Origin of the sequence: Leifsonia sp. TF02-11 (assembly GCF_017565305.1) — a bacterium.
Classification (GTDB): domain Bacteria; phylum Actinomycetota; class Actinomycetes; order Actinomycetales; family Microbacteriaceae; genus Leifsonia.
In genome coordinates this window covers 16753-35114 of record NZ_JAGEKP010000022.1, presented here as the reverse complement: position 1 = coordinate 35114, position 18362 = coordinate 16753, and the positions used below count along the sequence as shown (strand labels likewise).

Annotated in this window: 19 protein-coding genes and 1 tRNA gene; 13 read left to right on the top strand and 7 right to left on the bottom strand. The window is 70.0% G+C overall.

Translation table 11 applies throughout. The features are described 5' to 3' along the window. Positions 1 to 29 precede the first annotated feature (29 nt). Positions 30 to 320 carry a DUF6504 family protein gene (locus JNB50_RS20490; RefSeq protein ID WP_208041999.1) on the bottom strand — a complete coding sequence of 97 codons (291 nt, stop codon included), beginning with the start codon at positions 318 to 320 and terminating at the stop codon, positions 30 to 32. Positions 321 to 406: 86 nt separating this feature from the next. Here JNB50_RS20490 and JNB50_RS20485 point away from each other — a divergent pair, with 86 nt between their 5' ends. Further along, positions 407 to 922: a DUF1707 domain-containing protein gene (locus tag JNB50_RS20485; protein ID WP_208041998.1), complete on the top strand. Its 516-nt coding sequence runs from the start codon at positions 407 to 409 to the stop codon at positions 920 to 922. A 25-nt stretch (positions 923 to 947) separates the two neighbouring features. On the opposite strand, the gene JNB50_RS20480 is transcribed toward JNB50_RS20485, so the two are convergent. The 4 genes from JNB50_RS20480 to JNB50_RS20465 all read right to left on the bottom strand — a co-directional run bounded on the left by JNB50_RS20480 (position 948) and on the right by JNB50_RS20465 (position 4165). Further along, the gene (locus JNB50_RS20480; RefSeq protein ID WP_208041997.1) at positions 948 to 2033 is read right to left on the bottom strand and encodes a VIT1/CCC1 transporter family protein; all 1086 of its coding nucleotides are present in this window, start codon (positions 2031 to 2033) and stop codon (positions 948 to 950) included. Next, positions 2030 to 2995 (bottom strand): YafY family protein, encoded by a 966-nt coding sequence (locus JNB50_RS20475; protein WP_208041996.1) that lies wholly within the window; start codon positions 2993 to 2995, stop codon positions 2030 to 2032. Before JNB50_RS20475 ends, JNB50_RS20480 begins: the two co-directional genes overlap by 4 nt. A gap of 17 nt (positions 2996 to 3012) precedes the next feature. After that, positions 3013 to 4008 carry a cation diffusion facilitator family transporter gene (locus JNB50_RS20470; protein ID WP_208041995.1) on the bottom strand — a complete coding sequence of 332 codons (996 nt, stop codon included), beginning with the start codon at positions 4006 to 4008 and terminating at the stop codon, positions 3013 to 3015. A 72-nt stretch (positions 4009 to 4080) separates the two neighbouring features. Further along, positions 4081 to 4165, bottom strand: a tRNA-Leu gene (locus tag JNB50_RS20465). A gap of 123 nt (positions 4166 to 4288) precedes the next feature. Between JNB50_RS20465 and JNB50_RS20460 the strand changes: the two genes are divergently transcribed. Both JNB50_RS20460 and JNB50_RS20455 read left to right on the top strand, forming a co-directional pair. Next, positions 4289 to 5626, top strand: coding sequence for a M20/M25/M40 family metallo-hydrolase (locus JNB50_RS20460; RefSeq protein ID WP_208041994.1), 1338 nt, complete (start codon positions 4289 to 4291; stop codon positions 5624 to 5626). Between the two features lie 8 nt (positions 5627 to 5634). Continuing rightward, the gene (locus JNB50_RS20455; RefSeq protein WP_208041993.1) at positions 5635 to 6498 is read left to right on the top strand and encodes an undecaprenyl-diphosphate phosphatase; all 864 of its coding nucleotides are present in this window, start codon (positions 5635 to 5637) and stop codon (positions 6496 to 6498) included. 48 nt (positions 6499 to 6546) lie between these two features. Here the strand turns inward: JNB50_RS20455 and JNB50_RS20450 are convergent, their stop codons facing one another. Then, the gene (locus tag JNB50_RS20450; protein WP_208041992.1) at positions 6547 to 7488 is read right to left on the bottom strand and encodes a proteasome assembly chaperone family protein; all 942 of its coding nucleotides are present in this window, start codon (positions 7486 to 7488) and stop codon (positions 6547 to 6549) included. 110 nt (positions 7489 to 7598) lie between these two features. Between JNB50_RS20450 and JNB50_RS20445 the strand changes: the two genes are divergently transcribed. The 10 genes from JNB50_RS20445 to lnt all read left to right on the top strand — a co-directional run bounded on the left by JNB50_RS20445 (position 7599) and on the right by lnt (position 17860). Next, complete coding sequence (locus JNB50_RS20445; RefSeq protein WP_208042073.1) at positions 7599 to 8261, top strand: HAD family phosphatase; 663 nt, start codon at positions 7599 to 7601, stop codon at positions 8259 to 8261. Further along, positions 8258 to 9301, top strand: coding sequence for a tRNA (adenine-N1)-methyltransferase (locus tag JNB50_RS20440; RefSeq protein ID WP_243768760.1), 1044 nt, complete (start codon positions 8258 to 8260; stop codon positions 9299 to 9301). The genes JNB50_RS20445 and JNB50_RS20440 overlap by 4 nt, the downstream gene beginning before the upstream one ends. Positions 9302 to 9365: 64 nt before the next feature. Next, positions 9366 to 10316, top strand: coding sequence for a peptidylprolyl isomerase (locus JNB50_RS20435; protein WP_208041991.1), 951 nt, complete (start codon positions 9366 to 9368; stop codon positions 10314 to 10316). A gap of 55 nt (positions 10317 to 10371) precedes the next feature. Next, on the top strand, positions 10372 to 11430 hold the full coding sequence (locus tag JNB50_RS20430) for a YafY family protein (RefSeq protein WP_208041990.1): 1059 nt from the start codon (positions 10372 to 10374) through the stop codon (positions 11428 to 11430). Continuing rightward, on the top strand, positions 11423 to 12397 hold the full coding sequence (locus JNB50_RS20425) for a YafY family protein (RefSeq protein WP_208041989.1): 975 nt from the start codon (positions 11423 to 11425) through the stop codon (positions 12395 to 12397). The genes JNB50_RS20430 and JNB50_RS20425 overlap by 8 nt, the downstream gene beginning before the upstream one ends. Before the next feature lie 9 nt (positions 12398 to 12406). Further along, positions 12407 to 12757 (top strand): hypothetical protein, encoded by a 351-nt coding sequence (locus tag JNB50_RS20420; protein ID WP_208041988.1) that lies wholly within the window; start codon positions 12407 to 12409, stop codon positions 12755 to 12757. Positions 12758 to 12760: 3 nt separating this feature from the next. Then, complete coding sequence (tatA, locus tag JNB50_RS20415; RefSeq protein WP_208041987.1) at positions 12761 to 12985, top strand: Sec-independent protein translocase subunit TatA; 225 nt, start codon at positions 12761 to 12763, stop codon at positions 12983 to 12985. Between the two features lie 43 nt (positions 12986 to 13028). Further along, positions 13029 to 13781 carry a twin-arginine translocase subunit TatC gene (gene tatC, locus JNB50_RS20410; RefSeq protein ID WP_208042072.1) on the top strand — a complete coding sequence of 251 codons (753 nt, stop codon included), beginning with the start codon at positions 13029 to 13031 and terminating at the stop codon, positions 13779 to 13781. A 9-nt stretch (positions 13782 to 13790) separates the two neighbouring features. Then, entirely contained in the window at positions 13791 to 16226 is a 2436-nt protein-coding gene (locus JNB50_RS20405; RefSeq protein ID WP_208041986.1) for an RNA helicase, read from the top strand. Positions 16227 to 16285: 59 nt separating this feature from the next. Next, positions 16286 to 17860: an apolipoprotein N-acyltransferase gene (gene lnt, locus JNB50_RS20400; RefSeq protein WP_307794815.1), complete on the top strand. Its 1575-nt coding sequence runs from the start codon at positions 16286 to 16288 to the stop codon at positions 17858 to 17860. A 60-nt stretch (positions 17861 to 17920) separates the two neighbouring features. Here lnt and JNB50_RS20395 read toward each other — a convergent pair whose 3' ends face one another. After that, complete coding sequence (locus JNB50_RS20395; RefSeq protein ID WP_208041985.1) at positions 17921 to 18292, bottom strand: RNA polymerase-binding protein RbpA; 372 nt, start codon at positions 18290 to 18292, stop codon at positions 17921 to 17923. Positions 18293 to 18362 lie beyond the last annotated feature (70 nt).

The window sequence follows — 18362 nt, the reverse complement described above, 5'->3', positions numbered from 1 at the left end:
AGCGCCGGCTCCCCGCTGCCCGGAGCCGATCAGTCGAAGATGCGCACCAGGCGCCAACTGCGGTCGTCGGCGTCGTGGCGCACGTCGAACACGTGCGCCACCCCGCGCTCGCTGGTCGCCTGGAACCGCCAGCCGCCGATCTCCCTCGGCAGGGTGCCGACCCCGTAGCGGTGTTCGCCGAACGGTCGCCACCACGTGCTGATCTCGGCCCACACCGTCGGGGTGTCGCTCACCCGGTACCGGGTGGAGCGCCAGACCAGGCGGGTCGGGACGCCCTCCTCCGTCGTCCAGACGGCGACCGCCTCGTCGATCTCGGTCATGAGTGCGATCCTCCTGATTCGAACATATGTTCGAAGACCAGTGTACGCCTCACCTGCGACGATCGCACACTGGCATACTGGGCCGCATGACTGACTTCGGGGACCCGTCCGGCGCATCGCTGCGCCTCAGCAACGACGAGAGGGAGCGCGCGGTCGCAGCGCTTCAGGCGCACGCGGGCCAGGGCCGGCTGAACGACGCCGAACTGCAGTCACGCACGGCCGCCGCACGCGCGGCGGTGACACGCGGTGATCTCGCACCGCTCTTCGCCGATCTGCCGGGAGCACTGCACCTCGACGATGCCGCCGCGCAACACGGCGCGGCAGCAGGCCCGGCCGCCGCGGCAGGGCAGGCGTCGCAGCCGGGCTCGAACCCGTACGGCCAGACGCCGTACAGCACGGGTCCCGCTCCCGGCGATCACGGCCGGTCGGTCAACCGCTGGGGCCTTCTGATCGTGTCGATCATGCCCTTCGTCGCGGTCATCCTGTTCTTCGTGAGCGGGATGGCCTGGGGCTACCAGTACAGCTGGCTGTGGTTCCTGCTCATCCCGCTCGCCGGTGCGATCGTCTACGGCGTCGACGGGGGCGACCGCCGCAGGCGCTGACGACCCGGCGAGTGTCGGCTCGGCCTCAGCCGACGGTGGCACCGAAGAGCAGGCCGAGCAGGTAGGTGGCCGCGGCGGCCCCGTAGCCGATCGCGAGCTGGCGCAGAGCGCGCCGGAGCGGCGAGGCTCCGGAGAGCAGGCCCACGACAGCGCCGGTCCCGAGGAGCACGAGGCCGACGAGCACGGCGGAGGTGATGATCGCGGCCGTTCCGGTCAGGCCGAACAGGAACGGCAGGATCGGGATGAGCGCGCCGGAGGCGAAGAAGCAGAAGCTCGACACCGCCGCACTCCAGCCGTTGCCGATGGCCTCGTGCTCGTCGGCGGGCGTGCCCTGCACCGCCACGGGGGAGGTGTAGGCGCCGAGCGTCGCCAGCACCTCGCGCGCACGGGCCTGCGCGTCCGCCTCGTCCATTCCGCGCGCGCGGTAGACCAGCGTCAGTTCGTTGGCGTCGACGTCGAGGTGCGGCAGTGCGGAGGTGGTGGCGGGGTTCGGGCTGGAGGCCTCCAGGAGCTCCCGCTGCGAACGCACCGACACGTACTCGCCCGCGCCCATCGACAGCGCGCCGGCGAGCAGCCCCGAGATACCGGTGAGCAGCACGACGTGCGTCGGAACGCCGCTCGCGCTGACGCCGAGCACGAGGGCCAGGTTGCTGACCAGGCCGTCGTTCGCGCCGAACACGGCGGCGCGGAAGGTGCCGGAGAGGCGTTGGCGTCCGCGGGCGGCGAGCGCGCGCACGACCTCCTCGTGCACCTGCTCGTCCGCGGCCATCTGCGGGGTGGCGTCGACGTCGTCCGCGTAGGGCGATCGAGCCTCCGCCCGCTGCGCGAGCGCGAGGACGAAGACCGAGCCGAACCGCCGGGCGAGGAAGCCGAGCATCCGCGTGCGGATGTCGCCCCGGAGCGGCCGGCCGACCTGGTTGCCGAGCAGCGTGAGCCAGTGCTGTTCGTGACGGCCCTCCGCCTCGGCGAGGGCGAGCAGGATCTCCCGCTCCTCGCCCTCCCGGCGGCCGGCGAGGTCGCGATAGACCGCGGCCTCGGCGCGCTCATCGGCGAGATACCGCCGCCAGCGCTTGATGTCTGCGGGTGAGGGGGTGCGTTCGGCGGGGGTCATCGGTTGACGAGTCTAGTTGCGGCGCTGAACCGCCGCCCCCAGCGCTCAGCCAGCTCGCGCACCTCGCGCGGACCCTCGATGCGGAACGGCGCGTCGACGGCGGCGAGGCCGAAGAGCGCCCACTCGGGCGAATCCGCCGTCATCCGCACGCGCGTGCGCGTCGGCCCGGCCGCCTCGACCGCCGCCCACCGGCCGATGGCCCGCTCGACGTCGGCGAGCGGCGCCTCGATCACCGCATCGACGACGAGGGCGTCGGCCGCGCCGGCCAGCGAGTCCCTGACGTACTCGGCCGCGTCGGCGGCCGGGAGGGTGCGCGGCCGGAATCGCGCGCCCGTCGACCGGGGCTCTGCGATGCGGTCGAGGCGGAAGCTCCGCCAATCGTGCCGCTCGAGGTCGTAGGCGACGAGGTACCACCGGCGCCCGACCGAGACGAGACGATGCGGCTCCACGGCGCGCTGGGAGGCCTCCCCGTCGCGCCGGACGTACGCGAAGGTGATCCGCTCCTCGTCTCTGCAGGCCTGAGCGACGACGGTGAGCGCCTCGGCGTCCACGACGGGCCCCGGGCGCAGTTCGGCTGCGAGGGTCGCCACCCGCAGGGCGTCCACCCTCCGCTTCAGGCGGGGCGGCATGACCTGCACCACTTTGGCGAGCGCACGGACCGAGGCGTCGGCGACGCCGGCGATCCCGCTCTGGGCGGCCGTCCGCAGTCCGACCGCGAGCGCGACGGCCTCCTCGTCGTCCACCACGAGCGGCGGCAGCGAGGCGCCGGCGGCGAGCTGATAGCCGCCCGCGACGCCGCGGGTGGCGTCCACCGGGTAGCCGAGGTCGCGCAGTCGCTCGACATCGCGGCGGAGGGTGCGCGGCGAGACCTCCAGTCGGTCGGCGAGCTCCTGGCCCGGCCAGTACCGGTGGGTCTGCAGCAGCGACAGCAACTGGAGGGTGCGGGAACCGGTGCTGGCCATGTCACCAGTCTGGCGCCTCAACCGGTCGGAATGTGACCGCTATCGAGGTCGAGGTCGGGGTCGGGATCAGGACGGGGCAGCAGTGCCGGCGCTCCCGCACGGGACAGGGTCAGGACGGCCTCGGCGATGTGATCGTCGCGCTCGAGCTCCTGCTCGACGGCGTAGAGGTCCTCTGCGACATCCGATTCGCGGTCGTTCCCGCGCAGGTCGACGGCGGCCACGAGGAAGACGCGCTCCGGTCCGACGTACTCCAGGTGCAGGTAGGTGACCCGCTCCACTTCGGGGTGGCGCAGCAGCAGAGCCAGCGCTGCCTGGTTCACCCGGTCGGGAGCCGGCTCGCCGAGCAGGAAGCGCCGATTGCGGTCGATCAGGACCACCGCGACCACGGCGAGGAGGACGCCCACCAGGATGGAGCCGATCGCGTCGAAGACGGCGTCGCCGGTGAGCTCGTGCAGCAGCACGCCGAGGAAGGCGATGACCAGACCGACCAGCGCGGCGGCGTCCTCGGCGAACACCGCTCGGAGGGTCGGGTTGGAGGTGCTGATCACGTGCTCGAGGGTGCCGGTGCCCCACCGGGAGGCGGTGGCGCTCGCTTGGCGGTACGACTGCAGGAACGAGATGCTCTCGAAGACGAACGCCACGGCCAGAACGACGTAATTGATGAGGTAGTCCGTGTCGGGCGCGTCGGAGCCCAGCTCCGACACCCCGTGGAGAATGGACACGACCGCACCCGCCGTGAAGAGCCCGACGGCGGCGAACAGCGACCAGACGTACGCCTCCCGGCCGTAGCCTCCAGGGTGGAGCTCGTCCCGCGGGCGTGCCGCTCGGCGTTCGGCCTGGAGCAGGAACACCTCGTTGCCGGTGTCGGCCCAGGAGTGCGCCGCTTCCGCGACCATCGACGCCGAGCCGGTCAGCAGTGCTGCGACGCTCTTCGCGATGGCGACGACGATGTTCGCGCCGAAGGCGAGCAGAACAGTGAAGAGACTGTCCGTCGAGCGCTTGCGGGACGCCATGCAGGACACACTACGGCCGGTGACCGAAACCAAGAAGGCCCCGATCTCTCGATCGGGGCCTTCTTGGTTCGGTGTCCGAGGGGGGACTTGAACCCCCACGCCCTATACGGGCACTAGCACCTCAAGCTAGCGCGTCTGCCATTTCCGCCACCCGGACAGGTGTTTCTTCGGCCGCCGCGGTTCCGGCTGCCGAAGAAAGACACTAGCACGAAACGCTGCCGCGGTTTCACATCGTTGCGCAGCCCGGGCGTGGCGGAACGGCCCCCGGTAGCGTGGAGCCATGACCGACGTTCCCGACACCTCCGACGCGACCGCCTCCGACCCGGCCGACCTCGACGAGACCGCCATCATCGCGCGTGACCTCATCCGGTTCGACACCACGAACTACGGCGAGGGCCGCTCCAACGGGGAGACCGACGCGGCGGAGTACGTCGAGGCGCGGCTGAGGGGGCTCGGACTGGCCCCGCGGATGTTCGAGTCCGACCCAGGGCGCACCAGCGTGGTCGCCCGGGTGGAGGGCCGCAACCGCAGCAAGCCGGCGCTCGTCGTGCACGGACACCTCGACGTCGTGCCGGCCGACCCGCGCAACTGGTCGGTGGATCCGTTCGGCGGCGTCGTCCGCGACGGGCTGCTCTGGGGCCGCGGAGCGGTCGACATGAAGAACATGGACGCCATGATCCTCACCGCGGTCGGCGACATCCTGAGCGCGGGGGAGCAGCCGGAGCGCGACCTCGTCCTCGGCTTCTTCGCCGACGAGGAGGACGGCGGCCGACGCGGTTCGCACTTCCTCGTGGACACGCAGCCAGAGCTCTTCGCGGGGGCGACCGAGGCCATCAGCGAAGTGGGCGGCTACTCGATCGACCTCGCCGGCCGTCGCGCGTACCTGCTGCAGACGGGGGAGAAGTCGCTCGTCTGGATCAAGCTGATCGCCCGAGGGCGCGCGGCGCACGGCTCCCGGCTCATCCGCGACAACGCGATCACGAAGCTCGCCGAAGCGGTCGTCGCCATCGGCCGCCGCGACTGGCCGGTGCAGCTCACGGACACCACGACGCGGCTCATCGCCGAGCTCGCGCGCCTGCTCGACGTCGACGCGGAGCGCGTCGGCCCCGACGAGGTCGTCCTGCGGACGGGCACCGCCGCAGGATTCATCCTCGCCACGCTGCGGGCGACGAGCAACCCGACCCTCCTGGAGGCCGGCTACAAGCACAACGTCATCCCCGACACCGCTGAGGCGCTCGTCGACATCCGCACGCTGCCGGGCGACGAGGACCGCGTCCTCGCCGAGGTGCGCGAGTTGGTCGGCGACGACATCGAGATCGAGATCCTGCACCGCGACATCGGCCTGGAGGCGTCGTTCGACGGCGACCTCGTCGAGGCGATCACCGGGACCCTCGAGCGACACGATCCCGGCGCGCCCGTGCTGCCCTATCTGCTCTCCGGCGGAACCGACAACAAGGCGCTCAGCCGCCTCGGCATCACCGGCTACGGCTTCGCTCCGCTGCGCCTCCCGAGCGACCTCGACTTCCCGGGGATGTTCCACGGCGTCGACGAGCGGGTCCCGCTGGACGCGCTAGTGTTCGGCAGGACCGTCTTGCGCGATCTCCTGCGCAGCTACTGAAAGAGCACATGGACTTCATCAACGCCGTCATCCTCGGACTCGTCCAGGGACTGACCGAGTTCCTGCCGGTCTCCTCGAGCGCGCACATCCGCATCGTCGGGGAGTTGCTGGGCACCGGGGCCGACCCCGGCGCGCGCTTCACGGCGATCATCCAGCTGGGCACCGAGGCGGCCGTCCTGCTGTACTTCTGGAAGGACATCACGCGGATCGTGTCGCGCTGGTTCCAGTCGCTCTTCGGGCGGGTGCCGCGCAACGACCCCGACGCGCGGATGGGGTGGCTCGTCATCGTGGGCAGCATCCCGATCGTGGTGCTCGGACTGCTCCTCCAGGATGCGATCGAGACCACCTTCCGCTCGCTCTGGATCGTCGCGACGACCCTCATCGTCTTCGGCATCCTGCTGGGGATCGCCGACTGGGTGGGTGCGAAGACGCGGCGGTTGCGGGAGCTCACCTGGGGTCACGGCATCATCTTCGGGTTCGCCCAGGCGCTCGCGCTCATCCCGGGAGTGTCCCGCTCCGGCGGCACCATCACCGCCGGTCTGTTCATGGGCTACCAGCGACGTGCGGCCGCGCGCTACTCGTTCCTGCTGGCGATCCCCGCCGTGTTCGGCAGCGGGCTCTACCAGCTCTACAAAGCGTTCAAGGAGCCGTGCACGAAGGCGCTCGAAGCGGCGGGCACGTGCACGCCCGAGGTGTTCGGGCCGGTCGAGACCGCCGTCGCGACCATCGTCGCCTTCGTGGTCGGCCTGGTCGTGATCGCCTTCTTCATGGGTTACATCTCCCGGCGCAGCTTCCTGCCGTTCGTGATCTACCGCATCGTGCTCGGCGTGCTCCTGATGATCCTGCTCGCCACCGGAGTGCTCGCGGCCTGATCCTCCCGAGCGCGACGCACGGGTGATATCGGGTGCGGAACCGCGGCGTCAGCCGCGCCGGGGGTCGTCTCCGGCGTGACCGTCCCGCCCGTCCCGGCCGTCCCTTCCGTCGCCGCGGCGACGCAGGTAGCGCTCGAACTCCTGGGCGATGGCCTCGCCGCTCGCCTCGGGGGAGTCCACGGTGTCGCGCGCCTGCTCCAACTGCTGGATGTAGGCGGCCATCTCCTCGTCGTCCGAGGCGAGCGCGTCGATGCCCGCCTCCCACGCCGCAGCTTCCTCGACGAGGGAGCCGCGCGGGATCGTGACGTCGACGAGCTCCTCCAGCTTGTCGATGAGCGCGAGGACCGCCTTGGGGCTCGGTGCGTTGTGGACGTAGTGCGGCACCGACGCCCAGATCGAGACCGTCGGGATGCCGACGTCCTCCGCGCCCTCGGCGAGCGCACTGAGAATGCCGACGGGACCTTCGTACGTCGAGCGCTCGATGCCGAGCTCTGCGCGCACGGCCGCCGACTCGCTGGACGCGAACACCGAGATCGGCCGGGTGTGCGGGACGTCGGCGAGCATCGCCCCGAGGAAGACGATCACTCCGATGTCTTCGGCGAGGGCGGCATCCATGATCTCTGCGGTGAAGCTGCGCCAGCTGCGTGACGGCTCCGTGCCGAGCAGCAGGAAGATATTGCCCGCGTTGTCGCCGGTGATATCGAGTTCGGCGTCGCCGGCGAGCGCATCCCCGACGCGCCCGGGTCGCGCGGGACCCATCATCACGGCCGACGGCCAGACCAGCCGGCGTCGGCCGTCGTCGTCGGAGACGACAGGGCGGTTGAACTGGAAGTCGAAGTACAGCTCAGGGTCCACTTCGGCGATCGGGACGACGTCGAGCTGCTCCTTGAGTGTCCTCACCGCGCCGCTGGCCGCCTCGCCGGCGTCGTTCCACCCTTCGAAGGCCACCACCAGGATGCGGCCGCCGAGGATGTTCTTCGCGTCAGTCACGTGGCTTCCTCGTCCTCTCGTCGGCGACCGGTCGGGCGCCATCCATCCAGGATAGGCCCGACCCCGTCGCGATAGACTTGCCGGTCGTGACCGAACTGACCACGCACGCGATGCCGGCCGCCGTCCTCTGGGACATGGACGGCACCCTCGTCGACACCGAACCCTACTGGATGGCGTCCGAACAGGAGCTCGTCCGCTCGTTCGGGGGCACCTGGACCCATGACGACGGCCTGCTGCTGGTCGGGCAGGGACTCTGGACCTCCGCGGCCATCCTGCAGTCGCGCGGTGTCGAGCTGCCCGCCGACGAGATCGTGTACGGGCTGACGGAGCGCGTGCGCGAGAAGCTGGCCGGCGAGGGCGTCCCGTGGCGGCCCGGTGCCCGCGAGCTGTTGCAGTCGCTACGCGAGCGCGGGGTGCGCACGGCCCTGGTGACGATGTCGGTCCGCAGCATGGCCGAGCAGATCGTCGGGGCCATCCCGTTCGACGCGTTCGACGTCATCGTCAGCGGCGACGAGGTCTCCGAGCCCAAGCCGCACCCGGAGCCGTACCTGCGCGCCGCGGAGATCCTCGGCATCGAACCGGGCCATGCGGTGGCGATCGAGGACTCGCTCGTCGGGCTGGCCTCCGCCGTGGCCTCCGGGGCGACGACGATCGGCGTCCCGCACATCGTCCCGCTGCCGGAGTCCGACGAGCACACGCTGTGGGAGTCGCTCGACGGGCGCACGGCCGACGACATCGCCGCGGTCGCAGCGGCACGGGAGGAAGCGCGATGAGCGTCGATCGCCGCAGTTCCGGTCCGTTCCGGGTGGGGGACCGGGTGCAGCTGACCGGGCCGAAGGGCCGGATGAACACCATCACGCTCGAGCCGGGCAAGCTGTTCCACAGCCACCGCGGCGTGCTGGCGCACGACTCCATCATCGGCCTGCCCGACGGCTCGGTGGTGACCAACAACGCGGGCGTCGAGCACTTGGCGCTGCGTCCGCTGCTGAACGACTTCGTGATGTCGATGCCGCGCGGTGCGGCGATCATCTATCCGAAGGACGCCGCACAGATCCTGGCGCTGGCCGACATCTTCCCCGGAGCCACGGTCGTCGAGGCCGGTGTCGGGTCCGGAGCGCTGTCGCTGTGGCTCCTGCGCGCGATCGGCAGCGAGGGGCGGTTGTTCTCGTTCGAGCGCAGGGACGAGTTCGCCGACGTCGCGAAGGCCAACGCCGCGACGTTCCTCGGCTCCGACCCCGACAACTGGACCGTGACCGTCGGCGACCTGCAGGACGCGCTGCCCGCCGCGGTCGAGCCGGCCAGTGTCGACCGCGTCGTGCTCGACATGCTCGCGCCCTGGGAGACGCTGGACGTGGTGACCGAGGCGCTCAAGCCCGGAGGCGTGGTGCTCTGCTACGTCGCCACCGTGACGCAGCTCTCCCGAGTCGCGGAGGCGATCAGGGCGACCGGCCACTACACGCACCCCCAGTCGAGCGAGACGATGGTCCGCGGCTGGCACGTGGAGGGCCTCGCCGTGCGCCCCGACCACCGGATGATCGCGCACACGGGCTTCCTGATCACGGCACGGCGGCTCGCGCCGGGCACCGTGCTCCCCGAGCTCAAGCGGCGGCCGTCCAAGAGCGACTACGACGACGCGGACGTCGAAGCCTGGACCCCCGGGGCGCTCGGCGAGCGGCAGTCGAGCCCGAAGAGCCTGCGCAAGCGCATGCGCGAGGCCACGGCCAGTGCCGAGCTGGCGCGCGGAACCGAGCAGGAGGCCGTCTCCGACGCCGGCGACGCCCCCGGTGACGAGCGCGACCCGCACGTCGACTAGCATGAATGGGGTCGTGAGGCGTGTGCCTCCCCGCCTCCCCACCGATCGCATCGAAAGAGGACCCGTGCGCAGAATCACCGCACTCGGAAGATCGTCCGTCGCCCTTCTCGCCGTCGGCATCGCCGCCGTGGCGCTCACCGGATGCTCCTCCAACCCGAACGCCGACTGCAGCACCGCCCTGACGAGCGGCCAGGCATCGAACCTGGTGAGCGCGACCGGGAAGATCGGTGAGAAGCCGAAGGTCGAGCTCCCGACGCCGATCGACTCGTCGAGCTCCGAGCGCACGGTGATCACCGCGGGTTCCGGCACGACGGTGCACTCCGGTCAGCTGGTGGAGTTCGGCTACACGATGTACGACGGCCAGACGGGCCAGATCGGCGGCAGCGGTTACGGCAACAGTGCCGTCGTGCTCCCGCTCGACACCTCCGCCAGCGGTGTGACGGGCGCGATCGCCCGCGGTCTCCAGTGCACGACCGTCGGCTCGCGGGTCTCCGTCGTGGTCTCGCCAAAGGACAACGGCTCTGACGCGTCGGGCGCCGGCGGTACCCAGATCTTCGTCGTGGACGTGATCGACACGTCGCTCGCGGCGGCGAACGGCGCCGTCCGGCCGTCCGTGTCGGGCTTCCCGACCGTCGTCCTCGCACCGACCGGCCAGCCCGGCATCACCATCCCGTCGTCCGGCGGCGCGCCCACCACCGCGCGCAGCGAGCTGCTGAAGGCCGGCGACGGGGCCACGGTGAAGAAGGACAGCATCGTCACGCTGCAGTACACGGCCGTCGGCTGGGAGTCGAAGTCCGTGACCACGAAGAGCTGGAGCAACGGCGGACCCGCCCTCGTCAACATGGCGACGGGCCAGCTGCAGATCCAGAACAACGACAACGTGCCGGCGCTCCCGCAGTCGATGCTGAAGCAGCTCGTGGGCCAGAAGGTCGGCTCGCAGCTCGTGATCGAGACGCCCAAGGACAGCGCGATGGACGCGCAGGCCTGGGTCGTCGACATCCTCGGCGTCCGCTGAGCCGAACGGCCGGTCGTCGCCTGCCGGGCGACGGCCAGGCGACTAGGATGGACGGGTGCCCCGATCCTCGTCTTCGCCGTCGCGCGTCCCGGTCGAGGAGCGTCTCTTCAGCCTCGTGCTGGCGCTGCTCGCGACCGAGAACGGCCTGACGAAGAGCGAGATCCTCTCGACGGTGCAGGGTTACCGCCAGCGGTACGATGCCCACGGTGACAACAGCAGCCTCGAGCGGCAGTTCGAGCGCGACAAGGACGACATCCGCGAACTCGGCGTCCCGCTCGAGACCGTGGAGTCGCCGGAGGCAGCGGGCAACAACCAGCTGTTGCGCTATCGCATCCCGAAGGGCGCATACGACCTCCCGTCGGACGTCGTGTTCTCTCCGGAGGAGATCACACTGCTCGGCCTCGCCGCGACCGTGTGGCGCGAAGGGTCGCTGTCCGGCGAGTCCCGGCGCGCCCTGATGAAGCTGCGCTCGCTCGGCGTGGAGGCCGACGACCCCGTGGTCGGCTACGCGCCGCGGCTGCGGGCGCGGGAGAGTGCGTTCGACCCGCTGAGCCAGGCGCTGGAACGGCACGCGATCGTCCAGTTCCCGTACCTGAAACCGGGGGAGAGCGCGTCGCGGGTGCGCACGGTCGCCCCTCTCGCGCTCGTGCAGCACCAAGGGCGGTGGCACCTGCAGGGCATCGATCAGGATGCGGGAGGATCCCGCACCTTCCTGCTCTCGCGCATGGTCGGGCCGGTCAAGGTCACCGCGCGCACCTTCCAGCCGGAGGGGTCCGACTTCGCGGAGCGCGCGCTCGACGACCTCGAACGCATCTGGACGGCGAACGTCGCGGAGATCGAGGTCACCGCCGGCACCGACGCCGCCACCCGGCTGCGCAAGCGCTACGGCGACGCCGTGCCGTCGGCCCACGACGGCGAGGCCTTCCCGCTCACGGTGAACTTCTCCGACATCAACATCCTCGCCGACCAGCTCGCGGCCTTCGGCCCGGAGGTGCTCGTGCTCTCGCCGGCGGAGCTGCGCGAGAAGGTCCTCGAGCGCCTCCTGATCGTGGCGCGCGCGCACGAAGACGCGCACGACGCGCACGACGACCAGAGCGGGGGCTCTGATGGCTGAACGCAGGCGCCCGATGCAGGCGCAGGACAAGCTGGCGTTCCTCCTGGCCCTCGTGCCGTACCTGATGGACCGCGACCGGGTGAGCGTCGCGGAGGCGGCCGAGCACTTCGCCGTCGACGAGGAGAGCATGCGCGACGCCGTGCGGCTGATCGCGGTCTCCGGCATCCCCGGCGAGACCAACGCGTACCAGCCGGGCGACCTCTTCGACATCTCGTGGGACGACTTCGAGGAGAACGACCGGATCGTCCTCACGCATCAGGTGGCCATCGACGACTCCCCGCGGTTCTCCGCCAGGGAGGCCGCTGCCCTGATCGCCGGCCTCCAGTACCTGACCGCGCTCCCCGAGAACGCCGACCGCGACGTGATCGGGTCGCTGATGGCCAAGCTGGCGCGCGGCGCCTCCGCGGCACCGAGTCAGGTGGCCGTGGCGCGCTCGGAGTCCGACGAGGCGCTCGCGACGATCCGCGACGCCGTCATCGCCGGCACCCAGCTGGAGTTCGACTACCTCAACTCCCGCGGCGAGCGGGAGCGGCGTCGCGTGGACCCGTTGCGCGTCGAGTCGGCCGACCAGGACTGGTACCTGCGCGGCTGGGACCATCTGCGCACGGCGATCAGGACGTTCCGTCTCGACCGCATCGACGATCTGGTGACCACCGACGACCCGATCACCTATCGCCCCGGCGACCTGCGGCTCCCGGAGACGCTGTTCGAGGGGACGCCGGAGGACCAGCTCGTCACCATCGAGGTGTCGGCGTCGGCGATCCCGCTCATCGAGGACTACATCCCGGAGGGAGCGGCGCGCGAGGAGCGCGACGGGCGGGTGCGCACCAGCGTTCGGGTGGCGCACTTCCACGGTCTCAAGCGGCTGGTGGCGGGTCTCTCCGGAGTTCTCACGGTGCTCGACCCTCCCGAGGCACGCACCATCGTGGCCGAGTGGGCGCGTGCGGGCGCCGACCGCTACCGCTAGGCTCCCACCATGCCGTGGTGGTCGTGGGTGGTCATCTGGACCGTGCTCGTGCTCGGTCTGTTCGGCATGCTCGCATACTTCGGGTGGTCGCTGTTCCGCAAGGTGATGGCGGCCGCGCGGGAAGCCGGTGCGCTGATGGAGAAGGCGGAGGTCCTCAGCGAACGCTCGGCTGACATGCGGTACGCTGAGTTTCACAGCGCGGTCTTCGACGACCCGGATGAACTCCGCGCTCACCGTGAGCAAGCCATCGCCGACCGCCGTGTCGCACGGCAAGCTCGCAGAGATCAGCGAGTCCGGCGCGGTAAAATACTTGTCACAGCGGATCCGTTCCGCTACTCCGACTTAGGCAAAAGGACGTAAATCATGCTCGGCGGCCTCACCGGATGGCACCTGCTCATCATTCTCGCGGTCATCCTCCTCCTCTTCGGCGCGCCGAAGCTGCCCGCACTCGCCCGGAGCATCGGCCAGTCGATGCGTATCTTCAAGGGCGAGGTCGATGAAATGAAGAAGGACGGAAAGGACGGCAGTGCCGACGACGCCGCTTCGTCCGCCTCCGCCGACACGACCGATTCCAAGCCGAAGCAGTAACCGCGTGGCCTCCACCAAGCGAGGCAAGAACCGCGAAGGCCGGATGTCGCTGGCCGAGCATTTCATCGAGCTTCGCAAACGTCTGTTCCGCGCTGCGATCGGACTTCTGGTCGGCGCGATCGCGGGTTGGCTCCTCGCCGATCCGGTGATGAACGCGCTGCGCGGTCCCATCACCGAGATCGCCAAGCAGCAGGGCCGCGAGGCGATGCTCAACTACGGCACCATCACCGGAGCGTTCGACCTCAAGATGCAGGTGGCCATCACCATCGGCGTGGTCATCTCCAGCCCCATCTGGCTCTGGCAGATCTGGGCGTTCTTCGTGCCGGCGCTCACGCGCAAGGAGCTCAAGTACGCCTTCGGGTTCTTCTTCACCGCAGTGCCGCTCTTCATCGCCGGCGGAGTTGTCGGCTGGTTGCTCGTGCCGCACATGGTCGGTCTGCTCACCAGCTTCGCGCCGGAGCAGGACTCCGCGATCATCGACGCCAAGACCTACATCGACTTCGTGACCAAGCTGGTGATCGCGGTGGGCGTCGCCTTCGTCCTGCCGGTCTTCCTGGTGCTGCTCAACTTCGTCGGCGTGCTCAGCGCCAAGTCGATCATCGGCTCCTGGCGGTGGGCGATCATCCTGATCGCGCTGTTCACGGCGATCGCGACGCCGGCCGCCGACGTGCTCTCGATGTTCCTGCTCGCGGTGCCGATGGTGGTGCTCTACTTCGCCGCCTACGCGGTGTCGTGGTTGCACGACCGCCGGGCGGCGAAGGCCGCGATGCGGCTGGAGGCGGAGCTCGCGGCATAGGCTGGTCGCGTGACCGACCAGCAGCAGCTCTCTCCGGCCGAGCGCTTCGCCGCCTCTCGACAGCGTGCGAAGCAACCGCTCCTCGAGACGTTCCGCGCCGGGCTGCGTTTCGACCTCGACCCGTTCCAGCGCGAGGCGTGCGCGAGCCTCGAGAACGGTCGCAGCGTGCTGGTCGCGGCGCCGACCGGCGCGGGCAAGACGATCGTGGCCGAGTTCGCGGTGTTCCTGGCCATGCGCGAGGCGAATTCGAAGGTGTTCTATACGACGCCGATGAAGGCGCTGAGCAATCAGAAGTTCCAGGAGTTCGTCCAGGCCTACGGCGCGGAGTCCGTCGGGCTGCTCACCGGCGACACCAACATCAACTCGCACGCCAGGATCGTCGTGATGACGACCGAGGTGCTGCGCAACATGCTCTACGCCGACTCCGATCTGCTGACCGACCTGGCGTACGTCGTGATGGACGAGGTGCACTACCTGGCCGACCGGTTCCGCGGCGCGGTCTGGGAGGAGGTCATCATCCACCTCCCTCCCGCCGTGCGCATGGTCTCGCTCAGCGCGACCGTGTCCAACGCGGAGGAGTTCGGCGACTGGCTGCAGGCGGTTCGCGGAGACACCGATGTCGTCGTCTCGGAGGAGCGGCCCGTCCCGCTCGAGCAGCACATCCTCATGCGCTCCAAGCTCATCGATCTGTTCGACTCGTCGGGGCTCGCAGCCACGAACCGGGTGAACCCGGAGCTGGTGCAGATGGCCCGCTACGGCGGCCGGGTGCTCAGCAGTCGCCAGACGCGGGATGTGGGCCGCTACCACTCCCGCGGCGGCCGGCCGGACTCGTTCCGGATGAATCGCGCCGACGTCGTGCGTCTGCTCGGCGAGCACAACCTGCTGCCCGCGATCTTCTTCATCTTCAGCCGCAACGGGTGCGACGCGGCGGTCCGGCAGACGCTCAGGGAGGGCATCCGGCTCACCGAAGCGCGTGAGCGCGACGAGATCAGGGCGATCGTCGAGGAGCGCTGCCGTACCCTCCTCGACGAGGACCTGGCGGTGCTGGGCTACTGGGAGTGGCTGGAGGGCCTCGAGCGCGGCGTCGCGGCCCATCACGCGGGACTCCTCCCTGCCTTCAAGGAGGTCGTGGAGGAGCTGTTCCGCCGCAAGCTGGTGAAGGTCGTCTTCGCGACGGAGACGCTCGCGCTCGGCATCAACATGCCCGCGCGCACGGTGGTGCTCGAGAAGCTCGAGAAGTTCAACGGCGAATCGCGAGTGCCGATCACGCCGGGGGAGTATACCCAGCTCACCGGTCGGGCCGGCCGGCGCGGCATCGACGTCGAGGGCCACTCCGTCATCCAGTGGGAGGACGGCCTGGACCCGCAATCGGTGGCGTCTCTCGCCTCCCGCCGCAGCTATCCGCTGAACTCGAGCTTCCGCCCCACGTACAACATGGCGGTGAACCTCGTCGACCAGTTCGGTCGCCAGCGCACACGCGAGATCCTGGAGTCGTCGTTCGCGCAGTTCCAGGCCGACCGCGCAGTCGTCGACCTCGCGCGCAAGGTCAAGCAGCAGGAGGAGTCGCTCGCCGGCTACGAGAAGGCGATGCAGTGCCATCTGGGCGACTTCCGCGAATACTCCCGCATCCGGCGCGAGCTCAGCGACCTGGAGAAGAAGGGCCAGCGGGCCGAGAACGCCTCCCGGTCCGATCGCGACAAGCGTCAGCGCCAGCTGGCCGCGCTCCGCAAACGGCTGCGGGAACACCCCTGTCACCGCTGCCCCGACCGCGAGCAGCACGCGCGCTGGTCGGAGCGCTGGTGGAAGCTCAAGCGCGAGACGGACCGCCTGAGCGCGCAGATCCAGTCGCGCACCGGCGCGGTCGCGAAGGTCTTCGACCGCGTCTCCGATGTCCTCCTCGAGCTGGGCTACCTCACGGACGACGCGGGCGAGACGAGCCTGACCGTGCACGGGCGAACGCTCAAGCGGATCTACGGCGAGCGCGATCTCCTGGTCGCCGAGTGCCTGCGCCGCGGAGTGTGGAAGGAGCTCGACGCGCCGAGCCTCGCCGCGATGGCGTGTGCTCTGGTGTTCGAACCGCGGCGCGACGAGGGGCTGGCGCACGACCGTAACCTGCCGCGCGGTGCCTTCCGGCCGGCTTTGGACCGCACGACCGATCTGTGGGCGCGGCTCGACGACCTTGAGCGTGAGAACCGGCTGCCGGGAAGCGACCCGATCTCCACGGCTCTCGCGCTGGCGATGTACCAGTGGGCCCGCGGCGCGTCCCTCGACGTCGTGCTGCGCGAGGCGGACATGGCCGCGGGCGACTTCGTACGCTGGGCCAAGCAGACCATCGACCTCCTGGATCAGCTCTCGCTGGTCGCGCAGGGGAATGTCGGCCGAACCGCCCGACAGGCGCTCGAGTCCATCCGCCGGGGGATCGTCGCCTACTCGGCCGTGGCGTGAGCGATCGCGACGGTCAGCCTGAGCGGCGCACAGAGCGGGATGCCTTAGGCTCTCCCTTCGTGACCCGATCGCTGCGCGCCCCGCTGCCGCGTGCTCCGTTGCCGTTGTGGCTCGCGGTCCTGGTGGCGCTTGCGGCCGGCCCGGTGCTCGACGCGGGGTTCCCCGACCGCGACTGGTGGCCGCTCACGTTCGTCGGCATCGGGATGGTGCTGATCGCCCAGCGCGGCCGGAGTGCCGGCTCGGCGTTCCTGGTCGGCTGGCTGGCCGGAGAGTCGTTCTATCTGGTCCACGTGTCGTGGACGGCCCTCTACCTCGGCCCGGTTCCCTGGGTGGCTTTGTCGACCCTCGAGGCCCTGTTCTGGGGCGCGGGCGGCATCCTGATCACGCTCGCGTATCGCTGGGTGCCGCGGGCGTGGCCCGGGATCGCCGGTCGGCTGGGGCTCGTGCCGGTGATCGTGGCCGGTCTGTGGGTCCTTCGGGAGTACGTCACCGGGAACTGGCCGTACGGCGGGTTCTCCTGGGGTCGGGTCGCCGAGTCGCAGTCGGAGAGCCCGTTCGCTCCGCTGACGGCGTGGCTCGGCATCTCCGGAGTGAGCTTCGTGATGGTATGGCTGGTCGCTCTGGCCATCGAGTCGGCGTTCGCTGTCGATGTGCGGCCGTCCGTGCGGGCGGTGCTGGCCGCTGCAGCGATCGCCCTCGTCCTGGCCGTGCCCTCCTGGCCGGCAACCACGCACGGCACGACCAGGATCGCCGCTGTGCAGGGCAACGGGCCGGCCGGCTTCTTCGACCCGAACAACCAGCCGTACGCGGTGCTGAACGCCCAGGTCGACGCGACCAGGAAGATCCCGACGAGCCAGGTGACCGGGGACCGCCGTGTCGACATGGTGGTGTGGCCGGAGGGCTCTGTCCTCCCCGATCCCACGCGCGACCCGGCGAGTGCCGCGGCCCTCGATGCGCTGGCCCGCAGCTTCGACGCCCCCTTCATCGTCGGCACGGTCACCTACCGTGACGGCAAGTACTACAACTCCTCGCTGCAGTGGGAGGCGGGCAAGGGCGCCGTCGACTATTACGACAAGAAGCACCCGGTGCCGTTCGGCGAGTACGTGCCCGACCGAGCGTTCTGGCGACCGTTCGCCCCTTCGTTGATCGACCTCATCGCTCGTGACTACACGCCGGGCACCCGCGACAACGTCTTCGACGTGGGCGGCGTGCGGGCGGGGATCTCGATCTGCTTCGACATCGTCGACGACCAGCTGCTCACCGACATGATGCAGGACGGCGCGCAGGTGATCCTCGCGCAGACCAACAACGCCGACTTCGGCGAGACGGACGAGAACCAGCAGCAGCTCGCCATCGCGCGTCTGCGCGCGATCGAGTCGGGACGGGCCCTCGTCAACATCTCCACCGTCGGGAGCAGCCAGATCATCGGCCCCGACGGGCGCACCATCAGCGAGATCCCGCCGTTCACGCCGGGCCACATGGTCGCGGACGTGCCGCTGGGGACGACGACGACCCCGGCCACGCTGCTCAGCCGGGGGATCGAGTTCCTCGTCGCGGGCCTCGGACTGTTCGGTCTGATCGTCGCCGCAGGGTCCCGGCGCCGGTCGGATCCGCTCATCCTCCGCGCCCTGTGACAGCGAAAGCCCCTCCCGCTGCGAGAGCGGGAGGGGCCGAGTCGGGAAGCGACAGCCGCGTCAGGCGGTGTGCTTGTGCTCGCTCGTGCCGCGGCGGGCGCGCAGATACTGGAGGCGCTCCTCGAGCAGCTCTTCGAGCTCGGCGCGCGTGCGGCGCTCCAGGAGCATGTCCCAGTGGCTCCGCGGCGCCTTGACGTCCGAGTGGTCGATCTCGACGGGCTTGTCGTCGATCAGCAAGTGGGCCTCGTGGCCGCAGTGCTTGCACTCCCAGGCATCGGGAGCTTCGGCCTCGGCTGCGAAGACCATTTCGGTCTCCTTGCCGCAGCTCGGGCACAGGTAGGTGTAACGGGAACGCGGAGAGTAGACGACGCCTTCTTCGCTTTGTAAGCTCTGAGCGCCAAGTCTCATTCCGCGCAAACTGCGATCTGCCATCGTGTGGTCTCCTCTTCGCGCGAATCCTCACTTTTATAAACCAGCAAGCTGGGGATTATCTTTCCGCGGA